Source organism: Haematospirillum sp. H4485 (assembly GCF_012102745.1).
Classification (GTDB): domain Bacteria; phylum Pseudomonadota; class Alphaproteobacteria; order Rhodospirillales; family Rhodospirillaceae; genus Haematospirillum.
Genome location: NZ_JAAVSY010000011.1, coordinates 16351 through 38778, shown reverse-complemented (window position 1 = coordinate 38778; position 22428 = coordinate 16351). Strand labels below are relative to the sequence as shown.

Sequence of the window (22428 nt, the reverse complement as noted above, 5' to 3'; positions counted from 1 at the left end):
AAGGGCCTGAAATGTTCTCCTGTATGGAACGCGCGCGTGCGCAATGCCGGGGTTCCGGCCAACCAGATTCAGGGATGTTGAAACAATGAAAAAAATCCTTATCGGCACAAGTGCCCTTGTTGCGGCCTCCGCTCTGGCCGGTGTAGCCAATGCGGCAGAGCCGCTGAAGCTGTCTGTCGGCGGCTTTGGTTCCGTTTTTGTCGGGTACGCTTCCCAAGAAGACAAGTATCTGAAGGCATTGCGCAGCATTGGCGACGGCAGTGAAGTGTCATCCGTTGACGTCAAGGGCGACAACGAACTGCACTTCAAGGCCAAAAGCACGCTCGACAACGGCCTGACCGTTGCCTTCAAGGTGGAAATGGAAGCCGGCGGCAAGGATCCCGTTGGCAGGGTTGTGGATGAGTACCACATCAGCTTGGGCGGGGCCTTCGGGACCATCATCGCCGGGGCCGACGACAATGCCTTGGCAGCCATTGCCAACCGTGCCCCGCACATGGGTGGCCGCCTGCTTGGCGCCGGCCTGTCGGATGGTGATATGGTCGAAGGCCTGTGGATCCTGAAGCCGAAGTCGCTGTCGGCAAAGGATACCTCAACCCCAGCAAAAGACATTACACTGGACGGTGCAAAAGGTGGCTATGCCACATACGTTGACACCAACAGCGACAGCGAATCGATCAGCTATCTGACGCCGTCAATTGCTGGCTTCATGCTTGGTGCCACCTATATTCCGGATGCCGCACAGGGACGCAACAAGGCAGACCAGCCATTTGGAAGCAATACCCTGGATGCCTATGGCGTTGGCTTGGCCTATGCCGGCAAGTTCGGGGATCTGGGCGTGAATGCCGATATCGGCTGGCTGACCGGCGACCAGCCGACAGCCGACAGCCACAATGAGTACCAAGCCGGCTTGTCTCTCTCCTATGGCGGGTTCATGATTGGCGGTGGCTATCGTCTGATTGACCAAGACTACAGCAAGACCGCCGGAACGCCGGCAGCCAACAAGGTTGTCACCAGTGATGCCGATGCTTGGGAAGTCGGCGTTGGCTACAAGAGCGGCCCGTACGGGATCGCGCTTGGCTACACCGAAACTTCAATTGACAAGAAGCGCAATATCAACATTACAGCACTTGGCACGTCTGCCTTGGCCCTCGATGGGGAAACATCAGGCAAAGACAAGACCCGGATTGTCCAGCTGACCTCGGAATACACCATGGGTCCGGGTGTCATGCTGGTTGGTGGCTTGGGCTATGCCAAGTATGATGACAGAACAGTAACCAAAGCACCAATAGGGGCTGACAACCAGAAACTCGGCAAGAACAGCGGCTGGGTTGCGGTGACTGGTCTGTCACTGGCGTTCTGATAAAACGTGGCCCTGCCACGGCGGGGCCGGGCTGAAAAACAGAAAGGGAGCTGCTCGTCAGCTCCCTTTTTTTGCCTTGTTTATGCCACAACACACAATCAAACGTCTGCATTATATACTTGAATGTATATTGTTGGTTTTTTGCCTGTGTTATATCTGCAACACTTATAAAAATACGTGCAAAGTATCGTTGCTACACGATTGACGTTGCGCGCGTGTATCCCCTAGATAGCCGTCACTGCATCACATGTACGCACGCTTTTCCGGTCTGGAAAGGCACTGCGTGGTGTGTATGCATAACCAGATAGACAGGGATCAGAACTGTTATGAAAAAAATTCTTGTTGGCACCAGCGCCCTTGTCGCTGCTTCTGCCATTGCCGGTTCCGCCGTTGCTGCTGAACCGATCCAGCTGTCTGTTGGCGGCTTTGGCTCCGTGTTCGTTGGCCATGCGACCCAGAGCAAAAGCTACCTGAACGCGATCAAAAAAGACGCGATGTCGACTGACGTCAAGGGCGACAACGAAATCCACTTCAAGGGCAAGACCACCCTGGACAACGGCCTGACCGTTGCCGTGAAGTATGAACTGGAAGCCGGCGGCACCAACAACACCAACGACGACCATATCTCCAAGTATGCCATCTCTCTGGGGGGTGCATTCGGTACCGTGATCGCCGGCGTGGACGACAACGCCATGACCGCCTTGGCCGCCCGTTCCCCGCACATGGGCAACCGTCTGTTCGGCGGCGGCATTTCGGAAGGCAGCCTGATCGGCGGCGACTGGGTTCTGAAGCCGAAGAGCAAGATCGATGATCTTCCTGATAACCCAGATGCTAATCAAAAAGCTAAATACCGTGCCGACCAGCTGCTGAAGCAGACTGACTACATCGACGCCAGCTACATCACCACCGGCAATGGCACGGAAAGCATCAGCTACCTGTCGCCTTCCATCGCCGGCTTCACCCTTGGTGCCAGCTACATACCGGACACCAACCAGAAGAAGCACGACGAGAAGCAGCCAACCGGTAAAAAAATCGCCCGCGCCTATGGCGTTGGTCTTGGCTATGCCAACACCTTTGGTGGCGTCGGCGTGCAGGCTGATATCGGCTGGCTGAATGGCGGCAGCAAGCTCAAGGCCGAAGAACTGGACATGAGTGGTGCCACAGCAAAGAGCAAGGGCCGCAACGAATACCAGGCCGGCCTGAGCCTGTCCTACTCCGGCGTAACAGTCGGTGGTGGTTACCACATGATCAAGGAAAAGCTGGGTATCGATACAGGTGCCAACAAGGAAGTCAAGGGATCCTTTGACCATTCCGCTTGGGAAGCCGGTATTGGCTACAAGACCGGTCCGTTTGGTATTGCGGTGTCCTACCTCGACCTCAAGCAGGCTGACCTTGGCCTGAAGGGTGACCTGAAGGACAAAAGCCAGAAGGGCCGTCGTTCGCGCGCTGTTCAGCTGACCTCGGAATACACCATGGGCCCGGGCGTCATGCTGGTTGGTGGCGTTGGCTACACGAAGTTCGAAGACAAGGACTCCAAGAAAGCCAGCGATCGCAACAAGGGCTGGGTGGCCGTTACCGGTCTGTCCCTGGCATTCTGATGCGTGACACCTGATAGCCGGCAACGGTTTCAGGTACGGGGAAAGGGCAGCTTCGGCTGCCCTTTTCTTATGGGTATCAGACTCAGGCCAGCGCAGACACCGCAGCAACACCCCAGGCACCGCTTCCGTACAAACGGGGCAGGGTGGATGCCGAAATCCCCCCTAGGGCAAGAACCGGCACCCGGGATCTCTGGACCAAGGCCCGGAAGCGAAAAACCCCCAGCGCAGCAGCACCCGGATGGCTGACTGTCGGAAAAACCGGTGAAACCAGCGCCGCATCCACACCAAAACTGCCCGCCATAACCAAGGCTTGGTGCGAATGAACAGCGGCTGTCACCAGCCCACCAGCTCGACGCCAATCAACAAGCTCCGAACACAGGGCACGACGCAAAAGGCCCTCTGGCAGATGCACACCATCGGCAGCACAGGCCACGGCAAGGGCATGGTCTGCTGCAACCAGCAAACGGATGTCCCGCTTCTGGGTAGCATCACGCAGGCGCAAGGCCAGATCAGAGCGAAACCGGTCATCATAATGGCGCAGGATCACCGCACTGCCGGGTGGAAGCCGGCGTACAATCGCGACTGGATCCCCCACACGTGGATCTGTCATGAAGACAAGCCATGGCACGGGACATGCCGCAGGCCAGTTTCCACGTGCAGAAGCATTGAGTTTCGCAGCCTGTATCGCTAGGGTCCGAAAGGACATCTGCCGACACACTCCTTTGAATCAGGATAGAACACGCATGGCTTCCCCTGATCTTTTACCGGGACATCCGGACACGGTACAGCACTGGCACACCGTACGGGAACAGATCGCGCACAACGCGCTGGAAGCGGGGCGGGACCCTGCATCAGTCAACCTGATTGCCGTGTCCAAAACATTTTCCGCGTCGGCCATTACCCCGGTTCTGGATGCCGGACAACGCCTTTTCGGTGAGAACAGGGTTCAGGAGGCTTCTTCAAAATGGCCGGCATTGAAAAACCGCTTCCCTGACATTGAACTCCACCTGATCGGCCCTCTGCAGTCGAACAAGGTCCGGGAAGCGGTTGCCCTGTTCGACGTTATTGAAACAGTGGACCGCCCGAAGATTGCCACGGCGCTTGCCACAGAAATGAAGCGCCAGAACCGTTTTCTTCCCTGTCTGGTACAGGTCAATATCGGGAATGAACCACAGAAAGCCGGCATAGCGCCTGATCAGGCCGACGGCTTCATCCAGGATTGCCGTGAGCAGGGTTTGGCAATAGCTGGTTTGATGTGCATTCCCCCTGTCAATCATCCGCCCGGACCTTTCTTTGAAACCATGCAGGCCTTGGCACAACGTTACCAGCTTCATACCTTGAGCATGGGCATGAGCGCCGATTACACTGAAGCCATCCGGTATGGGGCCACCCACGTCCGGGTTGGATCGGCAATCTTCGGGCACCGGACTCCATAGAAAACCCCTGACCAAAGCCAGGGGTTTCAAACAGGGTATCTTGGGATTTTCAGCCTTGATCAGACAGACTGGTCAATGTGCCCAACCGGCGCTGGCGCATCGTCTCCGCCTGCAGGTGCATCATCCCGCTTTGGCCCGCCCTTGGAAACAACAACCATGGCCGGACGCAACAGACGATCATGCAGGGTCCACGCATCCTGATAAACCTGGACAACGGTTCCTGTCGGGACGTCTGTACGTTCGACCTCCTGCATGGCCTGATGGTGATGCGGGTCAAAGGGACAATTCAGACTTTCAATCCGGGTTACGCCATGACGGGACAAGACGGACAACAGTTCCTTCTCTGTCATCTCGACACCTACCGCCAAGGTTCCAAGCTCTGCATTGGACAGCCGTGACTCTGCCGGAGCAGCCAGAAGGGCACGCCCAAGATTGTCGGCAACCGCCAGCACATCACGGGCAAAATTGGTCACCGCGTAGCGATTGTTGTCCTCGATCTGTTTCTGGGCCATACGCCGCGTATTCTGGGAATCCGCAAGGGCACGCAGATATTCGGTCCTCAGGCGTTCCACCTCGGCTTCCAGTTCGGCAATGCGGGCCTCGGGTGTTGCTTCTGCGGCACCCTCTACTTCCGGAAGCTCTGTGGCTTCAGTCTCCTGAACAACTGCATCAGGTGCCGTGTCCGGGGTTGGAATGATCTTGTCAGTCTCTTCGGTCATGTCTCTTCCATACAATACTCCGGCAGGCCCACGCACAGCAGACCACAGCCTTTTTTATCCAATAAGCTGCCCGATAACCCGCGCAGTATAATCCACCATCGGGATAATACGGGCATAATTCAGCCGTGTCGGCCCAATCACCCCAATCGCCCCGACAATCTGTTCGCGGCTGTTCTGATAGGGGGCCACGATCAGGGAACATCCTGCAGCCCCGAACAGGTCATTGTCCGAACCAATAAAGATCTGGACACCTTCACCCGTTTGCACAAGATCCAGGAGGCGCAACATTTGCTGACGCGCCTCCAGGGTTTCAAAAAGGGAGCGGATACGTTCAAGATCTTCGATGGCATGCACATCCTGCAACAGGTTGGACTGCCCCCGTATAATCAGCGCACCCTGATCCTCGTCACCACCCCATATCGCAAGACCAGCCTCTACAACCCGGGCAGTCAGTTCGTCAAGCTCGGCACGCCGGCTGTCAAGATCGGCAGAAACAAGGCGGCGCACATCAGCCAAGGTCTGCCCGCCCAGACGAACCGACAGGAAATTTGATGCCTGCTGCAAAACACTGGGAGGAAGACCGGCCGGCACCTCGATCAGGCGATTCTCGACCAGACCATCGCTGGTCACCATAACCACCAAGGCACGCCCGGGGCCCAGGCTGACAAACTCGATATGACGCAACGTGCTGTCTGTCTTGGGAGCCAGAACCAAGCTGGCACAACGCGACAAGCCGGACAAAGCCGTCGTTGCCTCGGACAGCATTTGCTCCATACTGCGGCCTGTTGACTGACAATGGCTGTCAATACGGCTGCGCTCGTCATCACTCAGGCGCCCAACTTCCAGAAGGCCAGAGACAAACATACGCAAACCATGTTCAGTCGGCAGACGACCCGCCGAAACATGAGGCGCATACAGAAGCCCAAGATCTTCCAGGTCAGCCATAACAGAGCGAATGCTGGCCGGCGACAAGCCAACCGACAGGCGACGGGACACGGTACGGGAACCAACCGGCTCCCCATCATGGACCCACGACTCAACGACCAGCCGCAAAACCTCGCGGCTACGCTCGTTCAGCTCTGCTATTGGCAGCATGGTTTTCACGGCCTTGCCCGAACCTTTTGCATCGAATCCGGAACCGTACCACACAATGGTCCCATACGTGTTGGAATGTAGTCAGCCACTCCCCCCGACGTCAATGTACCGGCAGGAGATGCGCCCTCTTTCAATATAACATGCAGTACTCAGGTAACATAAACAGATCCGGGAAGCGGCTGCACGACAAACAAAAAGCTTGGCGTAGGGGTGTGAACAGTGAAACATTGCTCTTATCCGTTGCATGACAGAATGCCGGAAAAGCCGGGGGAAAGATGGTTCGCCACACCGCTGAAGACAGAGAATTGTACAACAGGATTGTTGCCGCCCACGAACGCAACATGATTGGGCTTCTGGTCAACTACCGGAAGCTGAATGGCGTTTCCTCCCCGATTTTCAATCCGTGGGAGGCTATTGGTCCACTCTTGGTTCCTGTCATCGTATCGCTTCTGGTTCTCATCTTTGGGGGTGTTGTTGCGGGAACCATGGCACTTCTGTTTACCATGCTGCTTTACGGCGTGCTGCTTCGCCCATGGACCCAGCGCAAGATTCACGATCGCGCCCGCCGTGTTATCGGGCACAGTTTCGGCGCATTTGAAACTCTGTGGAAATTCGGGGGGTTCGCTCTCTACATCACGGACCGCCCGACAACAATGGTGGAGGCACCACAGGGTGACTGGCGCTCCTTTGTCCGTCGCAATCTTCCCAAACCCGCACCGGGTGAAGACGTGGGGGCCCCGTTCAGGGCATCCTTGTCAGGAAGTGGGGATTTTGTGCCGCCGGTCCGGTCACAGGCCGTCACAGGCGATGAGCAACCCGCGCCCGGACGCAGGATCAGACCGACATAATCCATCCGGCACATAGACCCGGTGAACGATGCGTGTTACAGCTCGCCGCAGGAAGAGAGCGGCCCGAGGCAATGGACACGAATAAACGGCGGCATTACCGACGTACCCTGACACAGGACGAAGCCCGGCTTTGGGAGGAGATTGCCCGCACGGTCAATCCCATATCCGGTCGCTTGCCCTTTGTCAGGACCGATGCCCCGGAAACAGATACTCCGGAAACAGACTTACCTTTAAACACACCACCTTCCGGCAAACCGATCCAGTCACCTGCCTTGTTGAGGACAGCCACGCCGAGGAACAAACCGTTCCTACCCCTGGAGCCCGGAAAAAGCCCGGGCGTTGACCATAGAACAGCCCTGAAATTCAAACGGGGCAAAATGCATGTGGATGCCCGTATCGACCTGCATGGTATGGGCAAGGATACAGCCCACGCCAATCTCCTGAATTTTATGAACAGGGCAATACGCAGCGGCTACCGGTGCCTTCTTGTCATCACCGGCAAGGGAACGCGGGGCGAGGGGGTTTTGCGACGGGCTCTCCCCGGCTGGCTGAATGATGCCCGCATCCGGCCGCATATCCTGTCATTCAGCGCCGCCAGGCCGGAACATGGCGGAGAAGGGGCCTTTTACATCCTTCTCCGCCGCAACAGGGACTGATGTTTCACGTGAAACGACGGCACATCACGATGATTGCACCAGGGCCCCGATAATCGCATTCAACACCGGCATGCCGCGATCCGTGACCCGAAGTGGCCAGCCCTCTGCGACAAGTCCCTCGGCACGCAACATGGCCAGCATTGGCCAGTCCAGAAGATCAGACAGGTCAAAGCCATGACAGGCCAAGCGGAACTCATCCGGGTCAATACCACGACGCAACCTCAACCCCATCATGATGTTCTCTTCGGCCCGCGCGCGTGCCGTCAGCGGTTCGTTTTGCCGCGTTGCATGACCGTCACGCAGCACCGTTTTCAGCCACACATCTGGCGCACGATGCTGGCGTGTTGCGTGAAACATCCCATCGACACAGATCCGGCCATGCGCGCCGGGTCCAATGCCAACATATTCACCACCAAGCCAATACAGGAGATTATGGCGGCTTTCCTGCCCGGGAACCGCATGGTTTGAAACCTCGTAATAGGGCATACCGCTGGCTGCGGTCAGGGCATGGGTAACAGCCCACAATTCCAGCGCAAGATCATCTTCGGGAAGGGTAAAGACACCCCGGGCCAGATCCTGCTGGAAACGGGTTCCTTGCTCGATGGTCAGTTGATACAGAGAAATATGACCACCCGTCGCCAGATCAAGAGCCTGCGACAGCTCTGCCTCCCACTGTGCGGGGGTCTGTCCGGGACGGGCATAGATCAAGTCAAAGGAGAAGCGGGGAAACAGCCGGGCTGCGGTCTCGATCGCCTCCAGTGCCTCACGGACACCATGCCGCCGTTCCAGAAAGCCAAGACTTTCAGGCACGAGGGACTGGACTCCCAGCGAAACACGATTGATTCCGGCATACCGAAAGGCCTGAAAACGCTCGCGGTCTATGGCACCGGGATTCGCCTCCAGCGTCAGTTCAATGTCCGCAGCCCACGTCCAGTGGGCAGCAGCACGCTCCAGAACAGCCTCAACCGTACGCGGCGCCATCAGCGAAGGCGTACCACCGCCAAAGAAAATACTGCCAAGCACACGCCCGGGAGTAAGGGCCGCGTAGTAATCCAGTTCACGCAGCAGCGCCTGACACCAACGATCATGGTCAACATGATTGGCAACATGACTGTTGAAATCACAGTACGGGCACTTCGACACACAAAAAGGCCAATGCACATACAAACCAAACAGCGAGGGTACGTTAGTCAAAACACGCCTTCACAAGCTGTTGGAATGCACGGGCACGGTGGCTGATGGCATGTTTCTCTTCCGGAACAAACTCGGCAAAGGTACGGCTGTACCCGTCCGGAACAAAAAACGGGTCATAGCCAAAACCACGATCACCACGCGGTGGCCAGCAGATGGACCCATCGACCTGTCCGACAAACGTTTCCGTGTGCCCGTCCGGCCAAGCCAGGCACAATGCGCACACAAAGCAAGCCGACCGGTCGGGATGATCACTCAGACGGTCATGAACAGTACGCATGGCACCGGCAAAATCTTTCTCCGGGCCAGCCCAGCGGGCCGAGTAAATCCCCGGCTCGCCGCCAAGCGCAGAAACTGACAGACCAGAATCATCGGACAGGGCAGGAAGCCCGGAAGCCTTTGCAGCAGCAAGGGCTTTGATAGCTGCGTTACCCGAAAATGTTGCTGCCGTCTCTTCGGGTTCCGGCAAATCCAGATCAGCAGAGGACACGACATCAACCTGAAATGCACGAAAAAGGTCACGGATTTCCCGCACCTTCCCCGCATTATGGCTGGCAACAACCAGTCGGGAACCATCAAACCGGCGTGCCATGCCTTATGCCTCCACCAGCAAGGCCCGGTTCTGCAAGGCAACAAGCTCGCGCACACCTTTTTCCGCCAGATCCATGAGGGCATCCAGTTCTGCACGGGAAAAGGGCGCCTCTTCGGCTGTTCCCTGCACTTCAATCACCTTCCCGGTACCGGTCAGAACAAAATTGGCATCGGCTTGGGCTGATGAATCCTCTTCATAGTCCAGGTCCAGAACCGGCACACCATTCACAAGACCACACGATACGGCTGCAACACTGTCTGTCAGGGGAAATGCAGACACAAGCCCGGCAGACAAGGCATGACGGAATGCTTGGGCTAGGGCCACATAGGCCCCGGTAATGGAGGCTGTCCGGGTTCCTCCATCCGCCTGAAGTACGTCACAGTCGATCCGGACCTGCATCTCACCCATCTTTGACAGGTCTGTTACGGCCCTCAAGGATCGTCCGATCAGACGTTGTATTTCCTGTGTGCGCCCGGATTGCTTGCCCCGGGCGGCTTCCCGGTCGGTGCGTGTTCCTGTTGAACGGGGCAACATACCATATTCTGCCGTAATCCATCCCTTGCCCTGTCCCCGCAACCAAGGGGGAACACGGGTATCGACAGAGGCCGTGCAAATAACGTGGGTATCTCCGAACTTCACCAGACACGACCCCTCTGCATGCTTGATAAAGCCGGTCTCAAGGGTCACTGGGCGAAGTTGGTCAGCAAGGCGGCCGGAAGGTCTCATGGAATATATCTCTCTGTCAGGCTGGAAAAATTAATGGGTCGGCGCACTGTGCCGGGGTAAAAGCAAATACCAGGTTCCCGCACTTTTCATGCGCCCGGCCTTGGCTAGGGCCTGCTCACCGGGACCCCAGAAGAAATCACCACGAACCACGCCCTTGATGGCCGATCCCGTGTCCTGTGCCACCATAAGCCGGCGCAGGGGTTTATGATCTGGATCTACCGAATTGAGCCACAGCGGCACCCCAAGCGGAACATACCGCGGATCGACTGCAATGGAACGCCGGGCTGTCAAGGGAACCGACAGAGCCCCTACAGGCCCATCCCCGCGAATAACGCGAAAGAACGTATAGCGCGGGTTCTCACGCATCAAGGCACCCGCCCGATCCGGGTTTTCCTTCAGCCACGCACGAATGAACGGCATGGTAGCTTGCCCGGGCCCCAGAATGCCATGATCCAGCAAGATGCGACCCAGTCCCTTGAACGCATGGCCGTTGCTGCCGGCAAAACCAAGCCGCTGCACCTTGCCATCAGGCAGGATAACGCGACCCGACCCCTGTATCTGCATGATATGCACATCAACGGGATCTTCGGCATACATCAGGACAGGCGCACGCCCGTTCAGGGCACCATTTTCAATTGCCGCGCGCGAGGGCAGGGGAGGAACCTTCCTGGTATCCGTGACAACACCCGGCGGAGGCCCATAAAGAGGCACCTGACAGCGCGGCGTTTTCTTCAGGCATCCTTTCAGCTCCGCCTCATAATACCCGGTAAATGTGCCGGAAGGACGACCGGAAGAACTGACAGACCAAGGCTGCATACGCGCCTCAAGAAATTCCCTGACAGAAGCAGAAGACGCGGAGCGTGAGGGCGGGAATTCACGATGCAGGTCGGAACAGAAACGCTGCCAATCCTCTACGGTCCCGCCCAAGGAACCGGGGCCAACCCATCGGCTTGCATCAGGACGACGCTGGAAGGAATCGCAGGAACGCCTGAGAGCGGGCAGGGCCTCTACCTGCATATCCTGATCCCAACCGGGAAGAGCCGAAAAAGACACCGGCTTCAGCTGCTGTTCAGAGGGAATGGGAGGCGGTTCACCCGGCCCACGACCACCGCAGGAAGCCAAGGCCAACAGACAAACCCCGGCCAACAGCCGGGGTAGAACGGTACGAACAGATACAGTCATAGAAAGAAACCCATTCAGGCAGATGGAGCTGCTGTTGAAACCAGCTTCCAGTTGGGGTCATCAGAACGTGGATCCCTCATGAATGTCCAATCATCGGTAATCACGACCGTCTCATTGGGATCCCCCTCGACGATTCGGCCTTCCGAATCACGGGTAACCGATATCTGCTCGCTTACAAAGCGAACAGACACCAAGACAACATCCTTGGCGAGTTCAGCTTTTATGAAGGAAATTGAACGGATAAACTCAAGTCCCGTCTCCAGGAACAGGTTTTTGCTCTCCCGGGTCTGGATTTCCCCCTCGAAGCTGCGGTATACGTCCTCAGCCAGAAGGAAGCGCAGAGTCTCCCTGTCGCCGCGGGCAAAGGCTTCGATCACCATTTCGAAGGCACGCCGGGCGCCACCAAGAAACTCCTCGGGCACAAAGGAAGGATCAGCCTTCATCACATCCACCAGCCCCGGAACAGACAGACTTTCATCTGAGATGTCGCTGTCGTAACGACCGGGCAGGGGGATCACGTTGTCCCCGGTATCCTGGTCCAGCGTACGACCGTGCAGATCGCGCGGCCTCTCATTGCCGTTTTTCTGGCCCAGAACACTGCGCAGCCGCAGGATCAGAAACCCGGCGACAAGGGCCAAAAAGATGATGTCGATGAACGCGATTCCCTGGTTCATGGCAGTCCTGACTGTCGGTAAACACTGGGTCTGTAACACCACCGCCACAGACCACACACACTGGCATCGGGAATCCCGGACCAGCTCTGAAGGTCTAGATAAGGGTTGTAGCAGTATAGGGCAAGCATGACACAGGTTCTTCTTATTTTATTTGTTATCTTTCCCGTGGCCGAGATAACCATGTTTCGCCTTGTTGATCTTGCGATCGGCCTGTGGCCAACCGTCTTTCTGGTTGTCGTAACGGGGGTGAGCGGGATTCTTGTCCTGAACAGGGCCGGGCTAGCACCTCTGGACAGCCGGACCTGGGCAAAGAATACTATCTCTCTACAAGACATGGTTGAGGCAACCCTTATGGTCGTATCCGGGTTGCTTCTGGTCACACCGGGTTTCCTCACGGATGCCTTGGGGCTTTTCCTGCTGATCCCGTCCATGCGTCGCACCACGGCAGTCCTTCTGGCCCAAAGGCGCAAGAAACACGAAGACCAACCTACCCCATCGGATGATGCAGGAGAAAGCCATGCAACATCAGGTCCTGCAATAGACGGTGAATACCGCGATATTTCTGCCGGATATGACCGGAATGGCCAGACCCGATCCTGCTGAATGAACAAGGTGGATAACGCAGGGTTCCGTGGTTATGCATTCCATGCTAGGGGTATGCCAACCAATCTGAAACGGGGAGCCCCTTATGACCGACGCACAGAATCATACAACGACACCGGAAGACAATACGTCAGACACGCCACCACTGATGTTGGCCATTGAAAGCCAGTACATCAAGGACCTGTCTTTCGAAGCACCGCAAACGCCGGTCATTTTCCACAAAATGCGCGAACAGGCTCCGGCCGTATCCTTTGGGGCTGATGCCAAGGCACGCCACCTGGATGGCAATGTCTTCGAAGTTGTTTTGCATGTTGAAGTCAAGGCTGACGTTGGGGCCGAGACCGCCTTCATGTTGGAGCTTGCCTACGGTGCCGTTGTTCAGGCAAACCCGGTTGAAGCAGATCACCTGCAACCCCTGCTGCTGATCGAGGCGCCAAGAATGCTGTTCCCGTTTGTCCGGAACATTATCGCCGATGTGACACGCGACGGCGGCTTCCCGCAGCTGATGCTGCAGCCGATCGACTTTGCCGCTCTTTATCGGCATCGACTGGCAGAAGCCGCGCGCCCTGAACAGGAAAATACTCCAGAGCAGGTATAGCAGGACACAGCACGTGACCCCGTTTGGAGCCAGAATTCGTGACCTGAGACGCCAGCGGGGCATAACCCTGCAACAGATGGCTGCTGATCTCAATGTATCCGCAGCCTATCTGTCTGCCCTGGAACATGGCAAACGGGGCAAACCTGGTCCCGGCCTTGTTCTGGAGTTATGCGGTTATTTCGGACTTATCTGGGATGAAGCCGAAGCCCTGAAAAACCTGGCCGAGGTTTCAAGACCCAAAGTAACGCTTGATACCTCTGGCCTGTCGCCGCAGGCCACAGCATTTGCCAACCGCCTCGGGGCCTGTATTCGATACCTGGACGATGAAGCTGTTGCCACTCTGGATGCCCTGTTGGTACGCATACAGCCCCCCCTGCCTGCAAAACGCAGCAGACGCTCCTGATACCTTACGTCTCTTTATGTTTCACGTGAAACATCCTGTCAGGATGTAACCGGCGCACTTTGCTCAAAACGCAAAAGCCAGGCCTTGCTCTGCAGGCCATCAAACGCAGAATACCCACCAAGACGCCCTCCCGAAGCTAAAACCCGATGACAGGGAACAAGTATAGGCAAGGGATTGCGCGCACACGCCATACCCACAGCACGTGGAGACGATGATACAGCCTGCGCCAGATCGCCATAGGTTCGTGTTGTGCCAAAAGGAATAGCGCAAAGGGCATCGCGTACACGGGCAGAGAATGTAGTACCGGCCGGGGCAAGGGGCAGGTCAAAGTGCTCCAGGCGACGGTCAAACCATGCCTCCAGCTGCTTCCCGGCTTCTTTCAGAAGGGGGGTCTCCTCACAGCCCGCCTCCATACCCCGCCCCCAATCCAGGGAAACAAGGCAATTATCAGCCTCAAACAGGGTCATCCACCCGAGGGGACTGTGCAAAACAACATGAGGCACTCTAGAAATCCATCCAGACAGACAAAACCAAAGCCAAATTAGCGGCGGTCTTGCCACGCAGGCAAGTCTGTCACAAAACAAATTTTAGCCGGGATATTCACAGGTAGAGTGTGCAGGCACGGCAGACCGGGGGGGTTCTCCGGAAAAGCGCTTTCCGTATCAACCAGATCGTAGGGTTGGCATGAAAATCGAGATTGATATCGACTGTACACCTGAAGAAGCCCGCACCTTTCTGGGATTACCGGACGTCCGCCCCATGCAGGATGCGCTTCTGGCCGAAATACATAAACAAATGATGAACCAGTTGCAGGCAGTTGACCCGGACACCCTTATGAAAAGCTGGTTACCGGCCCAGGTTCAGGGCCTGGAGCAGATGCAGAAATTTTTCTGGTCGCACTTCACAGGGGATGACAAAAGCGGCAACAGGGGCCCATAAAAGGAGCGCCAGAGAATCCTGTACGAGGAATACCCCGTGTCCTGCCCGGATCCCGACCTTTATTACCGCATCCATGTTTTTATCTGCACAAACGAACGCCCGGAAGGCCACAGCCGTGGTTCCTGCGCCCGGTCAGGTGCCGTAAAACTACGTGACTACATGAAGGCACGCGCAAAAGAGCTGGGGCTGACAGACCGTATCCGCACCCAGCAGGCAGGGTGCCTAGACCGGTGCGAGCTGGGACCAGTGCTGGTCATCTACCCGGAAGGTGTGTGGTACGCCCCACGAACACGGGAGGATATTGATGCCATCCTGGTTGACCATATCCGTGACGGAAAACGTGTGGAGCGCTTGATGCTGAATCCACAGGATCGCATCCCCGCTGACCTGGAAGCCCGTCAGGCATCCCAATGATCACCAACGATACCATTGTTGCAACAGCCACAGCGCCGGGCCGGGCTGGTGTTGCCGTAACCCGCGTTTCCGGCACACGGGCACGCAACGTGATTACCTCACTCTGTGGCCGCTTGCCAGAAGCACGCAAGGCAACACGATTCCTGTTTCGTGACCCCGGAACAGGGGATGTTATCGATGACGGACTTGTCCTGTGGTTCCCGGGGCCGGCCAGCTTTACGGGCGAAGATACCGCTGAATTCCAGGGACATGGTGGAAAGGCCGTAACTGATGCCTTGCTGCAGGCCATTCGTCGTCTGGATGGGGTGCGGATTGCCGAACCCGGCGAGTTCTCGCGCCGGGCCTTTCTGAATGGCAAACTGGATCTGACCCGGGTCGAAGGCCTGGCAGACCTGATACAGGCCGAAACGGATGCTCAACGCCGCCAGGCACTCCAGCAAATGGACGGTGCCTTGGCACGCTTATATGACATCTGGCGGGAGGAGCTGGTTCGGCGTCTGGCGTGGATGGAAGCGCACATAGACTTTCCGGATGAAGACATCCCGCCCGATCTGGATCGTTCGGCACGAAACGGGCTGGAAGAACTGGCGCAAGCCATTGATACCTATCTCTCGGACAACCGACGCGGTGAGCGCATCCGTGACGGCATCCAGATTGCTGTCCTCGGTCGTCCCAATGCCGGAAAATCCAGCCTGGTCAATGCGCTTGCACAGCGGGAAGCCGCCATTGTTTCCGACCGGGCCGGCACCACACGCGATATCATCGAAGTCCATCTGGATCTGGGAGGATTCCCGGTCACCATTGCCGATACAGCCGGCCTGCGCAGCAGCAATGAGGACATAGAGGCAGAGGGGATACGCCGGGCACGGGTACGTGCCAGTAGTGCTGATCTCAAGATTGCCGTGTTTGACCTGACAGAGTGGCCTGAACTGGATGAAGAAACCCTGTCTCTTGTTGACTCCAGCACGCTGGTGGTACTGAACAAGAGCGACGTGGCAACAACGCATCCAGACAGAATGATAAAAATTTCTGGCACGCGCCCCTTGCTGCTGTCAACGCACAGCGGGGAGGGCATGGCGGAACTGCTGTCAACATTGACAGCCATGGTGGCGAAGTGTCTGAACGCAGGGGCATGTGCACCCCCGGCGCTGACACGCCAAAGGCACAGGGATGCCCTGGAGGATTGCCGCGACAGCCTGTTACGCGCCATACACGCCCCAATGCTTGAGCTTATGGCGGAAGACGTTCGTCTTGCAGCCCGTGCCCTAGGCCGTATTACAGGCCGGGTAGAGGTTGATGATTTGCTGGATGTTATTTTCAGCGACTTCTGTATTGGTAAATAAAAAAATCAAGATAAAGCATGAAGTTGATGAGTCTGTCGTAGTGTTATCCCCTGCAACAGGGTTGGCCGTATACCACCGGCTTGCGTTTCATGCTATGCATGTGCATGTTTTGGCCGCTTGTCGCCACGACAGGATAGTGATCACCACTGATTGTTTAATGCAATGAAAAGCCACTTTGACGTTATCGTAATCGGGGGCGGACACGCCGGCACCGAAGCGGCAGCCGCAGCAGCCCGTATGGGCGCTCGCACACTTCTGCTGACCCAACGCATAGAAACCATAGGGGATATGTCCTGCAACCCCGCCATAGGCGGCTTGGCAAAGGGACACCTTGTGCGCGAGATTGATGCGCTCGATGGCGTCATGGGGCGGGCAATAGACCAGGGCGGTATCCAGTTCCGCATGCTGAACCGGAGCAAGGGACCGGCGGTACGCGGACCGAGAGCACAGGCCGACCGATCCCTGTACAGAAAGGCTGTCCAGGACATCTTGGCCGGTACCCCCAATCTGACCATGGAAGCCGGATCGGCCGAAGACCTGATCCTGGACCGGTCCGGACGTGTGTCGGGCGTACTGACAGCAAGCGGGCGTGCATACAAGGCTGGTGCTGTTGTTCTGACGACCGGCACATTCCTGCGGGGTGTCATTCACCTGGGTGAAAAAACATGGCCTGCCGGACGGATTGATGAGCCGCCATCACTCGGCTTGTCCAATACGCTGGAGCGCCTGGGGCTTGTTCTCGGGCGCCTGAAAACCGGTACTCCGGCACGCCTTGACGGGCGAACAATCAACTGGAAAGGGCTGGAGATGCAACCCGGCGACGACCCGCCGGAACCCTTCTCCTTCATGACAGGGCATATTACAACGCCCCAAATCGCCTGTGGCATGACCTGGACCACCGAAGAAACGCACGCCATCATTCGTGCCAACCTTGATCGTGCCCCGATGTACTCCGGCCAGATCCAGAGTGTGGGGCCACGCTATTGCCCTTCCATTGAAGACAAGGTGGTTCGCTTTTCGGAAAAGGACCGCCACCAAGTCTTTCTGGAACCAGAGGGCCTGAACGACCCGACTGTCTACCCGAATGGCATATCAACCAGCCTGCCGGAAGATGTGCAGACGGCTCTGATCCGCTCCATTCCGGGGCTGGAGGCTGTCACGATCCTGCGCCCGGGCTATGCCATAGAATATGATTTTGTTGATCCACGCGAATTGCGCCCATCGCTTGAACTGAAGAAAGCAAAGGGTCTGTTTCTTGCCGGCCAGATCAACGGAACAACGGGCTATGAAGAGGCAGGGGCACAGGGTCTTGTCGCCGGGATCAACGCAGCCCTTCTGGCGGGTGGTGCTGCCGCCGATGATGCTTTTGTGCCCGATCGGGCCGAGGGCTATCTTGGTGTCATGATTGACGACCTGGTCACACTGGGGACACAGGAACCGTACCGTATGTTCACAAGCCGCGCGGAATATCGGCTGCAACTGCGTGCTGACAACGCAGACCTGCGCCTGACCGGAAAGGGAATCGCTGTCGGTGTCGTGGGTTCGGATCGCACGGTCGCTTTCCGTAAAAAGGAAAAGGCCATGGCAGAAGGTCGGGCGCTGATGGAAAGTCTTTCCGCAACCCCGAGAGAGCTGGAGCCTTACGACATCCGCATCAACCAGGATGGGGTTCGTCGCAACGCCCTCGCCCTTTTCAGCTATCCGAATGTAACGTTTGACCGCTTGCATCAGATCTGGCCAGAACTTGGCGTAATTGCTCCCGATATCGCAACACAGCTGGAAATCGAAGGGCGCTATGCCGGGTACATAGGACGTCAAATGGCCGACATTGCGGCCTATCGGCGTGATGAAGATCTTCTTCTGCCAGATGATCTCGACTACCACAGCATTGGAAGTCTTTCGGCTGAAGTCCGACTCAAGCTGGATGCGACCAAGCCCACAACACTGGGCGCTGCCGCGCGAATACCGGGTATCACACCTGCAGCCCTGACAGCCCTCTTGGTTCATGTCCGGAAACGACGCGATACTGCAGCCTGAAGGCTTTCCAATAAAGATACGACCGGGTATACAGAGGGAAGGTTTTCAGCCCTTCCCCGTTGTTTCACGTGAAACACCTATCCGATATAACGGAGCACCCGTCGTTGTCTGTCCCGCTGACATGCGAAGAATTTCAGGCCGCATCGCGCGTTTCACGTGAAACGATGGAGCGTCTTTCCCTTTATGCAGACCTGCTCTGCAAATGGCAGAAAAGCATCAACCTTGTTTCTTCATCTACACTGGAAGATCTCTGGCGCAGGCATTTCCTTGACTCTGCACAACTGTGGGCACTGCTCCCACAAGGGGCAAAGACCTTGGTAGATATGGGAAGCGGTGCTGGGTTTCCCGGCATGGTCCTTGCGATAATGGGGTTTGATACCGTTCATCTTATTGAATCAGACCAACGCAAGTGTGCATTCTTGCGTGAGGTCGCCAGGGAAACAGGTACATCCGTTACCGTTCATGCCACCCGTATTGAATCCGCCACTGTGTGCCCGGCCGATGTTGTCACATCGCGGGCATTGGCATCGCTGGACAAGCTACTGGATCTTTCATCCAGGTTCAGGACTGAGCACACAATTTGCCTGTTCCCCAAAGGGCAGACTGCCGATATCGAGTTGACCGGAGCCCAACAAACATGGACACTACGCACCGAAACGTTCCCCAGCCTGACCGATGCAAACGCGACCATTCTGCGACTGAGCGAGGTGCGCCGTGAGCTATGATCTACCGGCCAAAAGCCCAAAAATTATTGCCGTGGCCAATCAAAAAGGTGGGGTAGGGAAAACCACAACCACCATAAACCTTGGCACCGCGATGGCTGCGGTCAAGAAGCGTGTCCTTGTCATCGACATGGATCCACAGGGGAATGCATCAACCGGCCTTGGTGTCGAGCGCGCACAACGTCAGCGCAATGCATACGCAATCCTGACCGAAGATCTCCCGCTGGCGGAAGTTGTGTGCCGAACATCCGTCCCCGGACTGAGCATTATCCCGTCCGGTGTTGATCTTGCGGGGGCAGAGCTGGAGCTTGTGGATATGACAGAGCGGGAATTCCGACTGAAGAAAGCCCTGTCATCGGCGGTACAGGACTACGATTACGTCCTGATAGACTGTCCCCCTGCGCTGGGTCTGCTGACTTTGAATGCCCTTGTTGCCGCGCATGAGGTTCTGGTTCCTCTTCAGTGTGAATTCTTTGCCCTGGAGGGTATTTCCCATTTGATGAAGACGATTGACCGGGTCAAACGGACCCTTAATCCACACCTTGGTATTCAAGGTATTGTTCTGACCATGTTCGACAAACGCAATAACCTGTCGGGTATGGTCGAAAGTGACGTACGCGGCTATTTTGGTGACAAGGTTTTCAATACGGTTATTCCGCGTAACGTACGGGTATCCGAAGCACCGTCGCATGGAAAACCTGTTTTGCTGTATGACCTGCGCAGCTCCGGGGCACAGGCTTACGTTCACCTGGCCGGGGAAGTGTTCAAACGCGAGCGGGAGATGGCGATATGAGCGAGGAGAAACCACGCCGGGGACTGGGAAGAGGGCTCTCTGCCCTGTTCGGGGAAGACAGCGATGAAGCTGTCTCCGAAACAGGGAAGGTCGGAAGCGTACGCGCAACAACACGAACCTCCGTTGATGTTCCTGTCGAACTTCTGCAATCCGGTCGGTTCCAGCCGCGCCAACAGTTTGATGAAGAGGGCCTGGATGACCTGGCCCAAAGCATACGCGAAAAAGGCATCATCCAGCCTATTCTGGTCCGCCGGCTTCCCGAGGATTCAAAGCGCTACGAAATCATTGCCGGGGAGCGGCGCTGGCGGGCCGCACAGATTGCCCGGAGACAGACAGTCCCTGTTCTCATTCGTGATTTTTCCGACCGGGATGCCGCTGAGGTTGCACTGATCGAAAACCTCCAGCGTCGCGACCTGTCAGCCCTTGAGGAGGCAGAGGGATATCGCCGTCTACAGGAAGAGTTTCAGCACAATCAGGATGACCTGTCACGAACACTGGGAAAAAGCCGCAGTCATGTTGCCAACATGATGCGCCTTCTGGGGCTGCCCGATCCCGTGAAAGTTCTCCTGCGCAATGGGTCCCTTTCTGCCGGACACGCCCGTGCCCTGCTGAATGCGGAAGACCCGGTGTCACTGGCAGATGTTGTGGTCAAGAAAGGCCTGAATGTTCGCCAAACCGAACGCTTGGCAACAGAAAAGGGAGGTGTGCGCAAACGCAAGGCCCCAGCAAACAAGGTAACCAAGCCCGAACAGGGCAGGGCAAGCAAAGACTCTGACACCATGGCCCTGGAAAAAGACCTTGCCCGTATCCTGGGCCTAAAAGTCAACATAGAGTTTGAAGGGCGCGGCGGGCGGATTCTTATTCACTATGAAAGCCTGGCGCAGCTTGATGATATCCTCTACCGTCTGAACAACCCGACAGACAACAGCTCGGACCAACGCCGCGCAGAAGGGAACGAGGAAGAGGGCGACTATGCCTTTGCCATGGGCTTTGCAAAGAAACAGGAGCATCCTCCCCGAAAAGAAGAGGTGAAGAAGCCATCCCTTCTTCTGCCTGAAGATGCGCTGATTGACGCATGGGACGATGCTCTGAAGAACGAGGAAAACGAAATGGCAGGTCTTTTCGACTAAATACGTCCGGAATATTTTCGCAGAACTTATATAAAAAACGGGAAACTATAAACAAAGTCTCCCGTTTCGTTTTGGGTTATGACAAACAGCTCTCAACCCCAAGGAGCCAGTACGGTGCCCCGGCGCTTTTTCCCATGGTGATGTTTGCCGCCCGTCTCTTTCAGATGAATTTATTTTACGGTCGTGCGGATGTATACCGTATTCCTGCGCCATACTCTGAAGAGCCTTGATCCGGTTAGCCGTTGCGGGGTGTGTTGAGAAAAGATTGTCCATCGACCGTGCGTGCAGGGGGTTCACGATGAACATATGGGCCGTTGCCGGGTTGGCTTCTGCTGCATGATTGTCAATCTGGCTAGCTCCGCGTTCCAGCTTTGCAAGAGCACTGGCAAGCCACAGAGGGTTGCCGCAAATGGCAGCACCAATACGATCAGCTTCATACTCCCGGCTACGGGAAATTCCGGTCTGCACCAACATTGCCGCCAAGGGGGCCAAGATCATCAGCAGAAGGGACCCAACAAACCCGAGTGGGCTGCCGTTGCTTTCTTCAGAACCCCGTGATGCTCCCATGAAAAGAACCATGTTACCAAGCATGGAGATCGCACCAGCCAATGTCGCTGTAATGGTCATGGTCAAGGTATCGCGGTTGCGCACATGGGCCAGTTCGTGGGCCATCACACCGGCAATTTCTTCTTCATTCAGAAGAGCCAACAGGCCTGTTGTTGCGGCAACCGCTGCATTCTCGGGGTTACGGCCCGTTGCAAAAGCATTGGGTTGCGGGTTGTCTATGACATAGACCTTTGGCATCGGCATGGAAGCACGGCGTGCCAGATGCTCCACAACCCCATAAAGCCCGGGTGCAGACGTACGATCAACGGGCCGGGCCCCATACATGGACAGAACCAGACGATCGGAGTTCCAGTACGCAAACATGTTCATCGCCCCGGCCATAAACAGGGCCATCAGCGCACCACCAGCTCCGCCAACCAGATAGCCAACGGCCAGAAAAAGCCCGGTCATCGCAGCGAGAAGAACAGCCGTACGGGCAAAATGCATAACCTTAAATCCTTAGCCTGTTACCTTCTGACGCAGACACACGCCTGCGTTCCGTCTATGCTATGACGTGGGGCGCAATATCCATACGTCAAGTCTTCATTACTAACATTCTGTTCTGCAAGGATTTTATTATGTCTGCTCCTCCAGACCCTGTCCCGGGTAATCCTGCTGGAACCCCGTCCCCTGATCCAGAGCCAGAAAAACAACAAGAAGAAGCCTCTGTGACCGAAATTGGCGGCCCAAGAGGGGCGGAACCAACGCGCTTCGGTGACTGGGAACGCAACGGTCGATGCAGTGATTTCTAGGGATTCATAGC

26 protein-coding genes are annotated in these 22428 nt (G+C 56.6%); 16 read left to right on the top strand and 10 right to left on the bottom strand.

The features are described from left to right. Positions 1–85: 85 nt before the first annotated feature. Both HEQ61_RS08760 and HEQ61_RS08755 read left to right on the top strand, forming a co-directional pair. On the top strand, positions 86–1360 hold the full coding sequence (locus HEQ61_RS08760; RefSeq protein ID WP_168020804.1) for a porin: 1275 nt from the start codon (positions 86–88) through the stop codon (positions 1358–1360). Positions 1361–1686: 326 nt separating this feature from the next. Then, a complete protein-coding gene (locus HEQ61_RS08755; protein ID WP_168020802.1) occupies positions 1687–2958 on the top strand; it encodes a porin in 1272 nt (423 codons plus the stop codon). 82 nt (positions 2959–3040) lie between these two features. Here HEQ61_RS08755 and HEQ61_RS08750 read toward each other — a convergent pair whose 3' ends face one another. Beyond that, positions 3041–3664: a thiamine phosphate synthase gene (locus HEQ61_RS08750; protein ID WP_168020800.1), complete on the bottom strand. Its 624-nt coding sequence runs from the start codon at positions 3662–3664 to the stop codon at positions 3041–3043. A 37-nt stretch (positions 3665–3701) separates the two neighbouring features. Between HEQ61_RS08750 and HEQ61_RS08745 the strand changes: the two genes are divergently transcribed. After that, entirely contained in the window at positions 3702–4394 is a 693-nt protein-coding gene (locus tag HEQ61_RS08745) for a YggS family pyridoxal phosphate-dependent enzyme (protein WP_168020798.1), read from the top strand. A gap of 59 nt (positions 4395–4453) precedes the next feature. On the opposite strand, the gene grpE is transcribed toward HEQ61_RS08745, so the two are convergent. Together grpE and hrcA are read right to left on the bottom strand one after the other, a co-directional pair. After that, positions 4454–5113 (bottom strand): nucleotide exchange factor GrpE, encoded by a 660-nt coding sequence (grpE, locus tag HEQ61_RS08740; RefSeq protein WP_168020796.1) that lies wholly within the window; start codon positions 5111–5113, stop codon positions 4454–4456. Positions 5114–5167: 54 nt separating this feature from the next. Then, entirely contained in the window at positions 5168–6208 is a 1041-nt protein-coding gene (gene hrcA / locus HEQ61_RS08735; RefSeq protein ID WP_168020864.1) for a heat-inducible transcriptional repressor HrcA, read from the bottom strand. A gap of 275 nt (positions 6209–6483) precedes the next feature. Here hrcA and HEQ61_RS08730 point away from each other — a divergent pair, with 275 nt between their 5' ends. Further along, complete coding sequence (locus HEQ61_RS08730) at positions 6484–7056, top strand: hypothetical protein (RefSeq protein WP_168020794.1); 573 nt, start codon at positions 6484–6486, stop codon at positions 7054–7056. A 71-nt stretch (positions 7057–7127) separates the two neighbouring features. After that, positions 7128–7712, top strand: a complete 585-nt coding sequence (locus tag HEQ61_RS08725; RefSeq protein WP_168020792.1) for a Smr/MutS family protein — start codon at positions 7128–7130, stop codon at positions 7710–7712. Positions 7713–7736: 24 nt separating this feature from the next. Here the strand turns inward: HEQ61_RS08725 and hemW are convergent, their stop codons facing one another. Genes hemW through HEQ61_RS08700 form a run of 5 tightly spaced genes read right to left on the bottom strand, consistent with a single transcriptional unit; the run spans position 7737 to position 12077 of the window. Beyond that, positions 7737–8873, bottom strand: a complete 1137-nt coding sequence (gene hemW, locus HEQ61_RS08720) for a radical SAM family heme chaperone HemW (RefSeq protein ID WP_322099236.1) — start codon at positions 8871–8873, stop codon at positions 7737–7739. 25 nt (positions 8874–8898) lie between these two features. Continuing rightward, positions 8899–9495 (bottom strand): RdgB/HAM1 family non-canonical purine NTP pyrophosphatase, encoded by a 597-nt coding sequence (gene rdgB / locus HEQ61_RS08715; RefSeq protein WP_168020790.1) that lies wholly within the window; start codon positions 9493–9495, stop codon positions 8899–8901. Between the two features lie 3 nt (positions 9496–9498). Continuing rightward, positions 9499–10221: a ribonuclease PH gene (gene rph / locus HEQ61_RS08710; RefSeq protein WP_168020788.1), complete on the bottom strand. Its 723-nt coding sequence runs from the start codon at positions 10219–10221 to the stop codon at positions 9499–9501. Positions 10222–10251: 30 nt separating this feature from the next. Further along, entirely contained in the window at positions 10252–11403 is a 1152-nt protein-coding gene (locus HEQ61_RS08705; protein WP_168020785.1) for a murein transglycosylase A, read from the bottom strand. A 14-nt stretch (positions 11404–11417) separates the two neighbouring features. Next, the gene (locus HEQ61_RS08700) at positions 11418–12077 is read right to left on the bottom strand and encodes a Tim44/TimA family putative adaptor protein (RefSeq protein ID WP_066133626.1); all 660 of its coding nucleotides are present in this window, start codon (positions 12075–12077) and stop codon (positions 11418–11420) included. Positions 12078–12203: 126 nt separating this feature from the next. Here HEQ61_RS08700 and HEQ61_RS08695 point away from each other — a divergent pair, with 126 nt between their 5' ends. From HEQ61_RS08695 to HEQ61_RS08685, 3 genes are all read left to right on the top strand, one after another. After that, entirely contained in the window at positions 12204–12680 is a 477-nt protein-coding gene (locus tag HEQ61_RS08695; RefSeq protein WP_168020783.1) for an FxsA family protein, read from the top strand. A gap of 85 nt (positions 12681–12765) precedes the next feature. After that, a complete protein-coding gene (gene secB / locus HEQ61_RS08690) occupies positions 12766–13278 on the top strand; it encodes a protein-export chaperone SecB (protein ID WP_168020781.1) in 513 nt (170 codons plus the stop codon). A gap of 13 nt (positions 13279–13291) precedes the next feature. Further along, positions 13292–13681, top strand: a complete 390-nt coding sequence (locus HEQ61_RS08685) for a helix-turn-helix domain-containing protein (RefSeq protein WP_168020779.1) — start codon at positions 13292–13294, stop codon at positions 13679–13681. Between the two features lie 38 nt (positions 13682–13719). Here HEQ61_RS08685 and HEQ61_RS08680 read toward each other — a convergent pair whose 3' ends face one another. Continuing rightward, entirely contained in the window at positions 13720–14184 is a 465-nt protein-coding gene (locus HEQ61_RS08680) for a methylated-DNA--[protein]-cysteine S-methyltransferase (protein WP_168020777.1), read from the bottom strand. A 181-nt stretch (positions 14185–14365) separates the two neighbouring features. Between HEQ61_RS08680 and HEQ61_RS08675 the strand changes: the two genes are divergently transcribed. From HEQ61_RS08675 to HEQ61_RS08645, 7 genes are all read left to right on the top strand, one after another. Further along, positions 14366–14620, top strand: coding sequence for a DUF6489 family protein (locus HEQ61_RS08675; protein ID WP_168020775.1), 255 nt, complete (start codon positions 14366–14368; stop codon positions 14618–14620). A 36-nt stretch (positions 14621–14656) separates the two neighbouring features. After that, positions 14657–15034 carry a (2Fe-2S) ferredoxin domain-containing protein gene (locus HEQ61_RS08670; protein WP_168020773.1) on the top strand — a complete coding sequence of 126 codons (378 nt, stop codon included), beginning with the start codon at positions 14657–14659 and terminating at the stop codon, positions 15032–15034. Beyond that, positions 15034–16377, top strand: a complete 1344-nt coding sequence (gene mnmE, locus HEQ61_RS08665; RefSeq protein ID WP_168020862.1) for a tRNA uridine-5-carboxymethylaminomethyl(34) synthesis GTPase MnmE — start codon at positions 15034–15036, stop codon at positions 16375–16377. Before HEQ61_RS08670 ends, mnmE begins: the two co-directional genes overlap by 1 nt. A gap of 162 nt (positions 16378–16539) precedes the next feature. Continuing rightward, on the top strand, positions 16540–18414 hold the full coding sequence (mnmG, locus tag HEQ61_RS08660) for a tRNA uridine-5-carboxymethylaminomethyl(34) synthesis enzyme MnmG (protein ID WP_168020772.1): 1875 nt from the start codon (positions 16540–16542) through the stop codon (positions 18412–18414). 116 nt (positions 18415–18530) lie between these two features. Further along, positions 18531–19139: a 16S rRNA (guanine(527)-N(7))-methyltransferase RsmG gene (gene rsmG, locus HEQ61_RS08655; protein WP_415877255.1), complete on the top strand. Its 609-nt coding sequence runs from the start codon at positions 18531–18533 to the stop codon at positions 19137–19139. After that, the gene (locus HEQ61_RS08650; protein ID WP_168020771.1) at positions 19129–19929 is read left to right on the top strand and encodes a ParA family protein; all 801 of its coding nucleotides are present in this window, start codon (positions 19129–19131) and stop codon (positions 19927–19929) included. Before rsmG ends, HEQ61_RS08650 begins: the two co-directional genes overlap by 11 nt. After that, on the top strand, positions 19926–21059 hold the full coding sequence (locus HEQ61_RS08645; RefSeq protein ID WP_168020770.1) for a ParB/RepB/Spo0J family partition protein: 1134 nt from the start codon (positions 19926–19928) through the stop codon (positions 21057–21059). The genes HEQ61_RS08650 and HEQ61_RS08645 overlap by 4 nt, the downstream gene beginning before the upstream one ends. 45 nt (positions 21060–21104) lie before the next feature. Here HEQ61_RS08645 and htpX read toward each other — a convergent pair whose 3' ends face one another. After that, positions 21105–22112 carry a zinc metalloprotease HtpX gene (htpX, locus tag HEQ61_RS08640; RefSeq protein WP_168020769.1) on the bottom strand — a complete coding sequence of 336 codons (1008 nt, stop codon included), beginning with the start codon at positions 22110–22112 and terminating at the stop codon, positions 21105–21107. Positions 22113–22243: 131 nt separating this feature from the next. Here htpX and HEQ61_RS08635 point away from each other — a divergent pair, with 131 nt between their 5' ends. After that, positions 22244–22417 carry a DUF1674 domain-containing protein gene (locus HEQ61_RS08635; protein WP_168020768.1) on the top strand — a complete coding sequence of 58 codons (174 nt, stop codon included), beginning with the start codon at positions 22244–22246 and terminating at the stop codon, positions 22415–22417. Positions 22418–22428 lie beyond the last annotated feature (11 nt).

Bases quoted from the DNA above. Each gene is read 5' to 3' on its own strand.
- HEQ61_RS08760 (WP_168020804.1), top strand. From the start codon at position 86: ATGAAAAAAATCCTTATCGGCACAAGTGCCCTTGTTGCGGCCTCCGCT.
- HEQ61_RS08755 (WP_168020802.1), top strand. From the start codon at position 1,687: ATGAAAAAAATTCTTGTTGGCACCAGCGCCCTTGTCGCTGCTTCTGCC.
- HEQ61_RS08750 (WP_168020800.1), bottom strand. From the start codon at position 3,664: ATGTCCTTTCGGACCCTAGCGATACAGGCTGCGAAACTCAATGCTTCT.
- HEQ61_RS08745 (WP_168020798.1), top strand. From the start codon at position 3,702: ATGGCTTCCCCTGATCTTTTACCGGGACATCCGGACACGGTACAGCAC.
- grpE (WP_168020796.1), bottom strand. From the start codon at position 5,113: ATGACCGAAGAGACTGACAAGATCATTCCAACCCCGGACACGGCACCT.
- hrcA (WP_168020864.1), bottom strand. From the start codon at position 6,208: ATGCTGCCAATAGCAGAGCTGAACGAGCGTAGCCGCGAGGTTTTGCGG.
- HEQ61_RS08730 (WP_168020794.1), top strand. From the start codon at position 6,484: ATGGTTCGCCACACCGCTGAAGACAGAGAATTGTACAACAGGATTGTT.
- HEQ61_RS08725 (WP_168020792.1), top strand. From the start codon at position 7,128: ATGGACACGAATAAACGGCGGCATTACCGACGTACCCTGACACAGGAC.
- rdgB (WP_168020790.1), bottom strand. From the start codon at position 9,495: ATGGCACGCCGGTTTGATGGTTCCCGACTGGTTGTTGCCAGCCATAAT.
- rph (WP_168020788.1), bottom strand. From the start codon at position 10,221: ATGAGACCTTCCGGCCGCCTTGCTGACCAACTTCGCCCAGTGACCCTT.
- HEQ61_RS08705 (WP_168020785.1), bottom strand. From the start codon at position 11,403: ATGACTGTATCTGTTCGTACCGTTCTACCCCGGCTGTTGGCCGGGGTT.
- HEQ61_RS08700 (WP_066133626.1), bottom strand. From the start codon at position 12,077: ATGAACCAGGGAATCGCGTTCATCGACATCATCTTTTTGGCCCTTGTC.
- HEQ61_RS08695 (WP_168020783.1), top strand. From the start codon at position 12,204: ATGACACAGGTTCTTCTTATTTTATTTGTTATCTTTCCCGTGGCCGAG.
- secB (WP_168020781.1), top strand. From the start codon at position 12,766: ATGACCGACGCACAGAATCATACAACGACACCGGAAGACAATACGTCA.
- HEQ61_RS08675 (WP_168020775.1), top strand. From the start codon at position 14,366: ATGAAAATCGAGATTGATATCGACTGTACACCTGAAGAAGCCCGCACC.
- mnmG (WP_168020772.1), top strand. From the start codon at position 16,540: ATGAAAAGCCACTTTGACGTTATCGTAATCGGGGGCGGACACGCCGGC.
- HEQ61_RS08645 (WP_168020770.1), top strand. From the start codon at position 19,926: ATGAGCGAGGAGAAACCACGCCGGGGACTGGGAAGAGGGCTCTCTGCC.
- htpX (WP_168020769.1), bottom strand. From the start codon at position 22,112: ATGCATTTTGCCCGTACGGCTGTTCTTCTCGCTGCGATGACCGGGCTT.
- HEQ61_RS08635 (WP_168020768.1), top strand. From the start codon at position 22,244: ATGTCTGCTCCTCCAGACCCTGTCCCGGGTAATCCTGCTGGAACCCCG.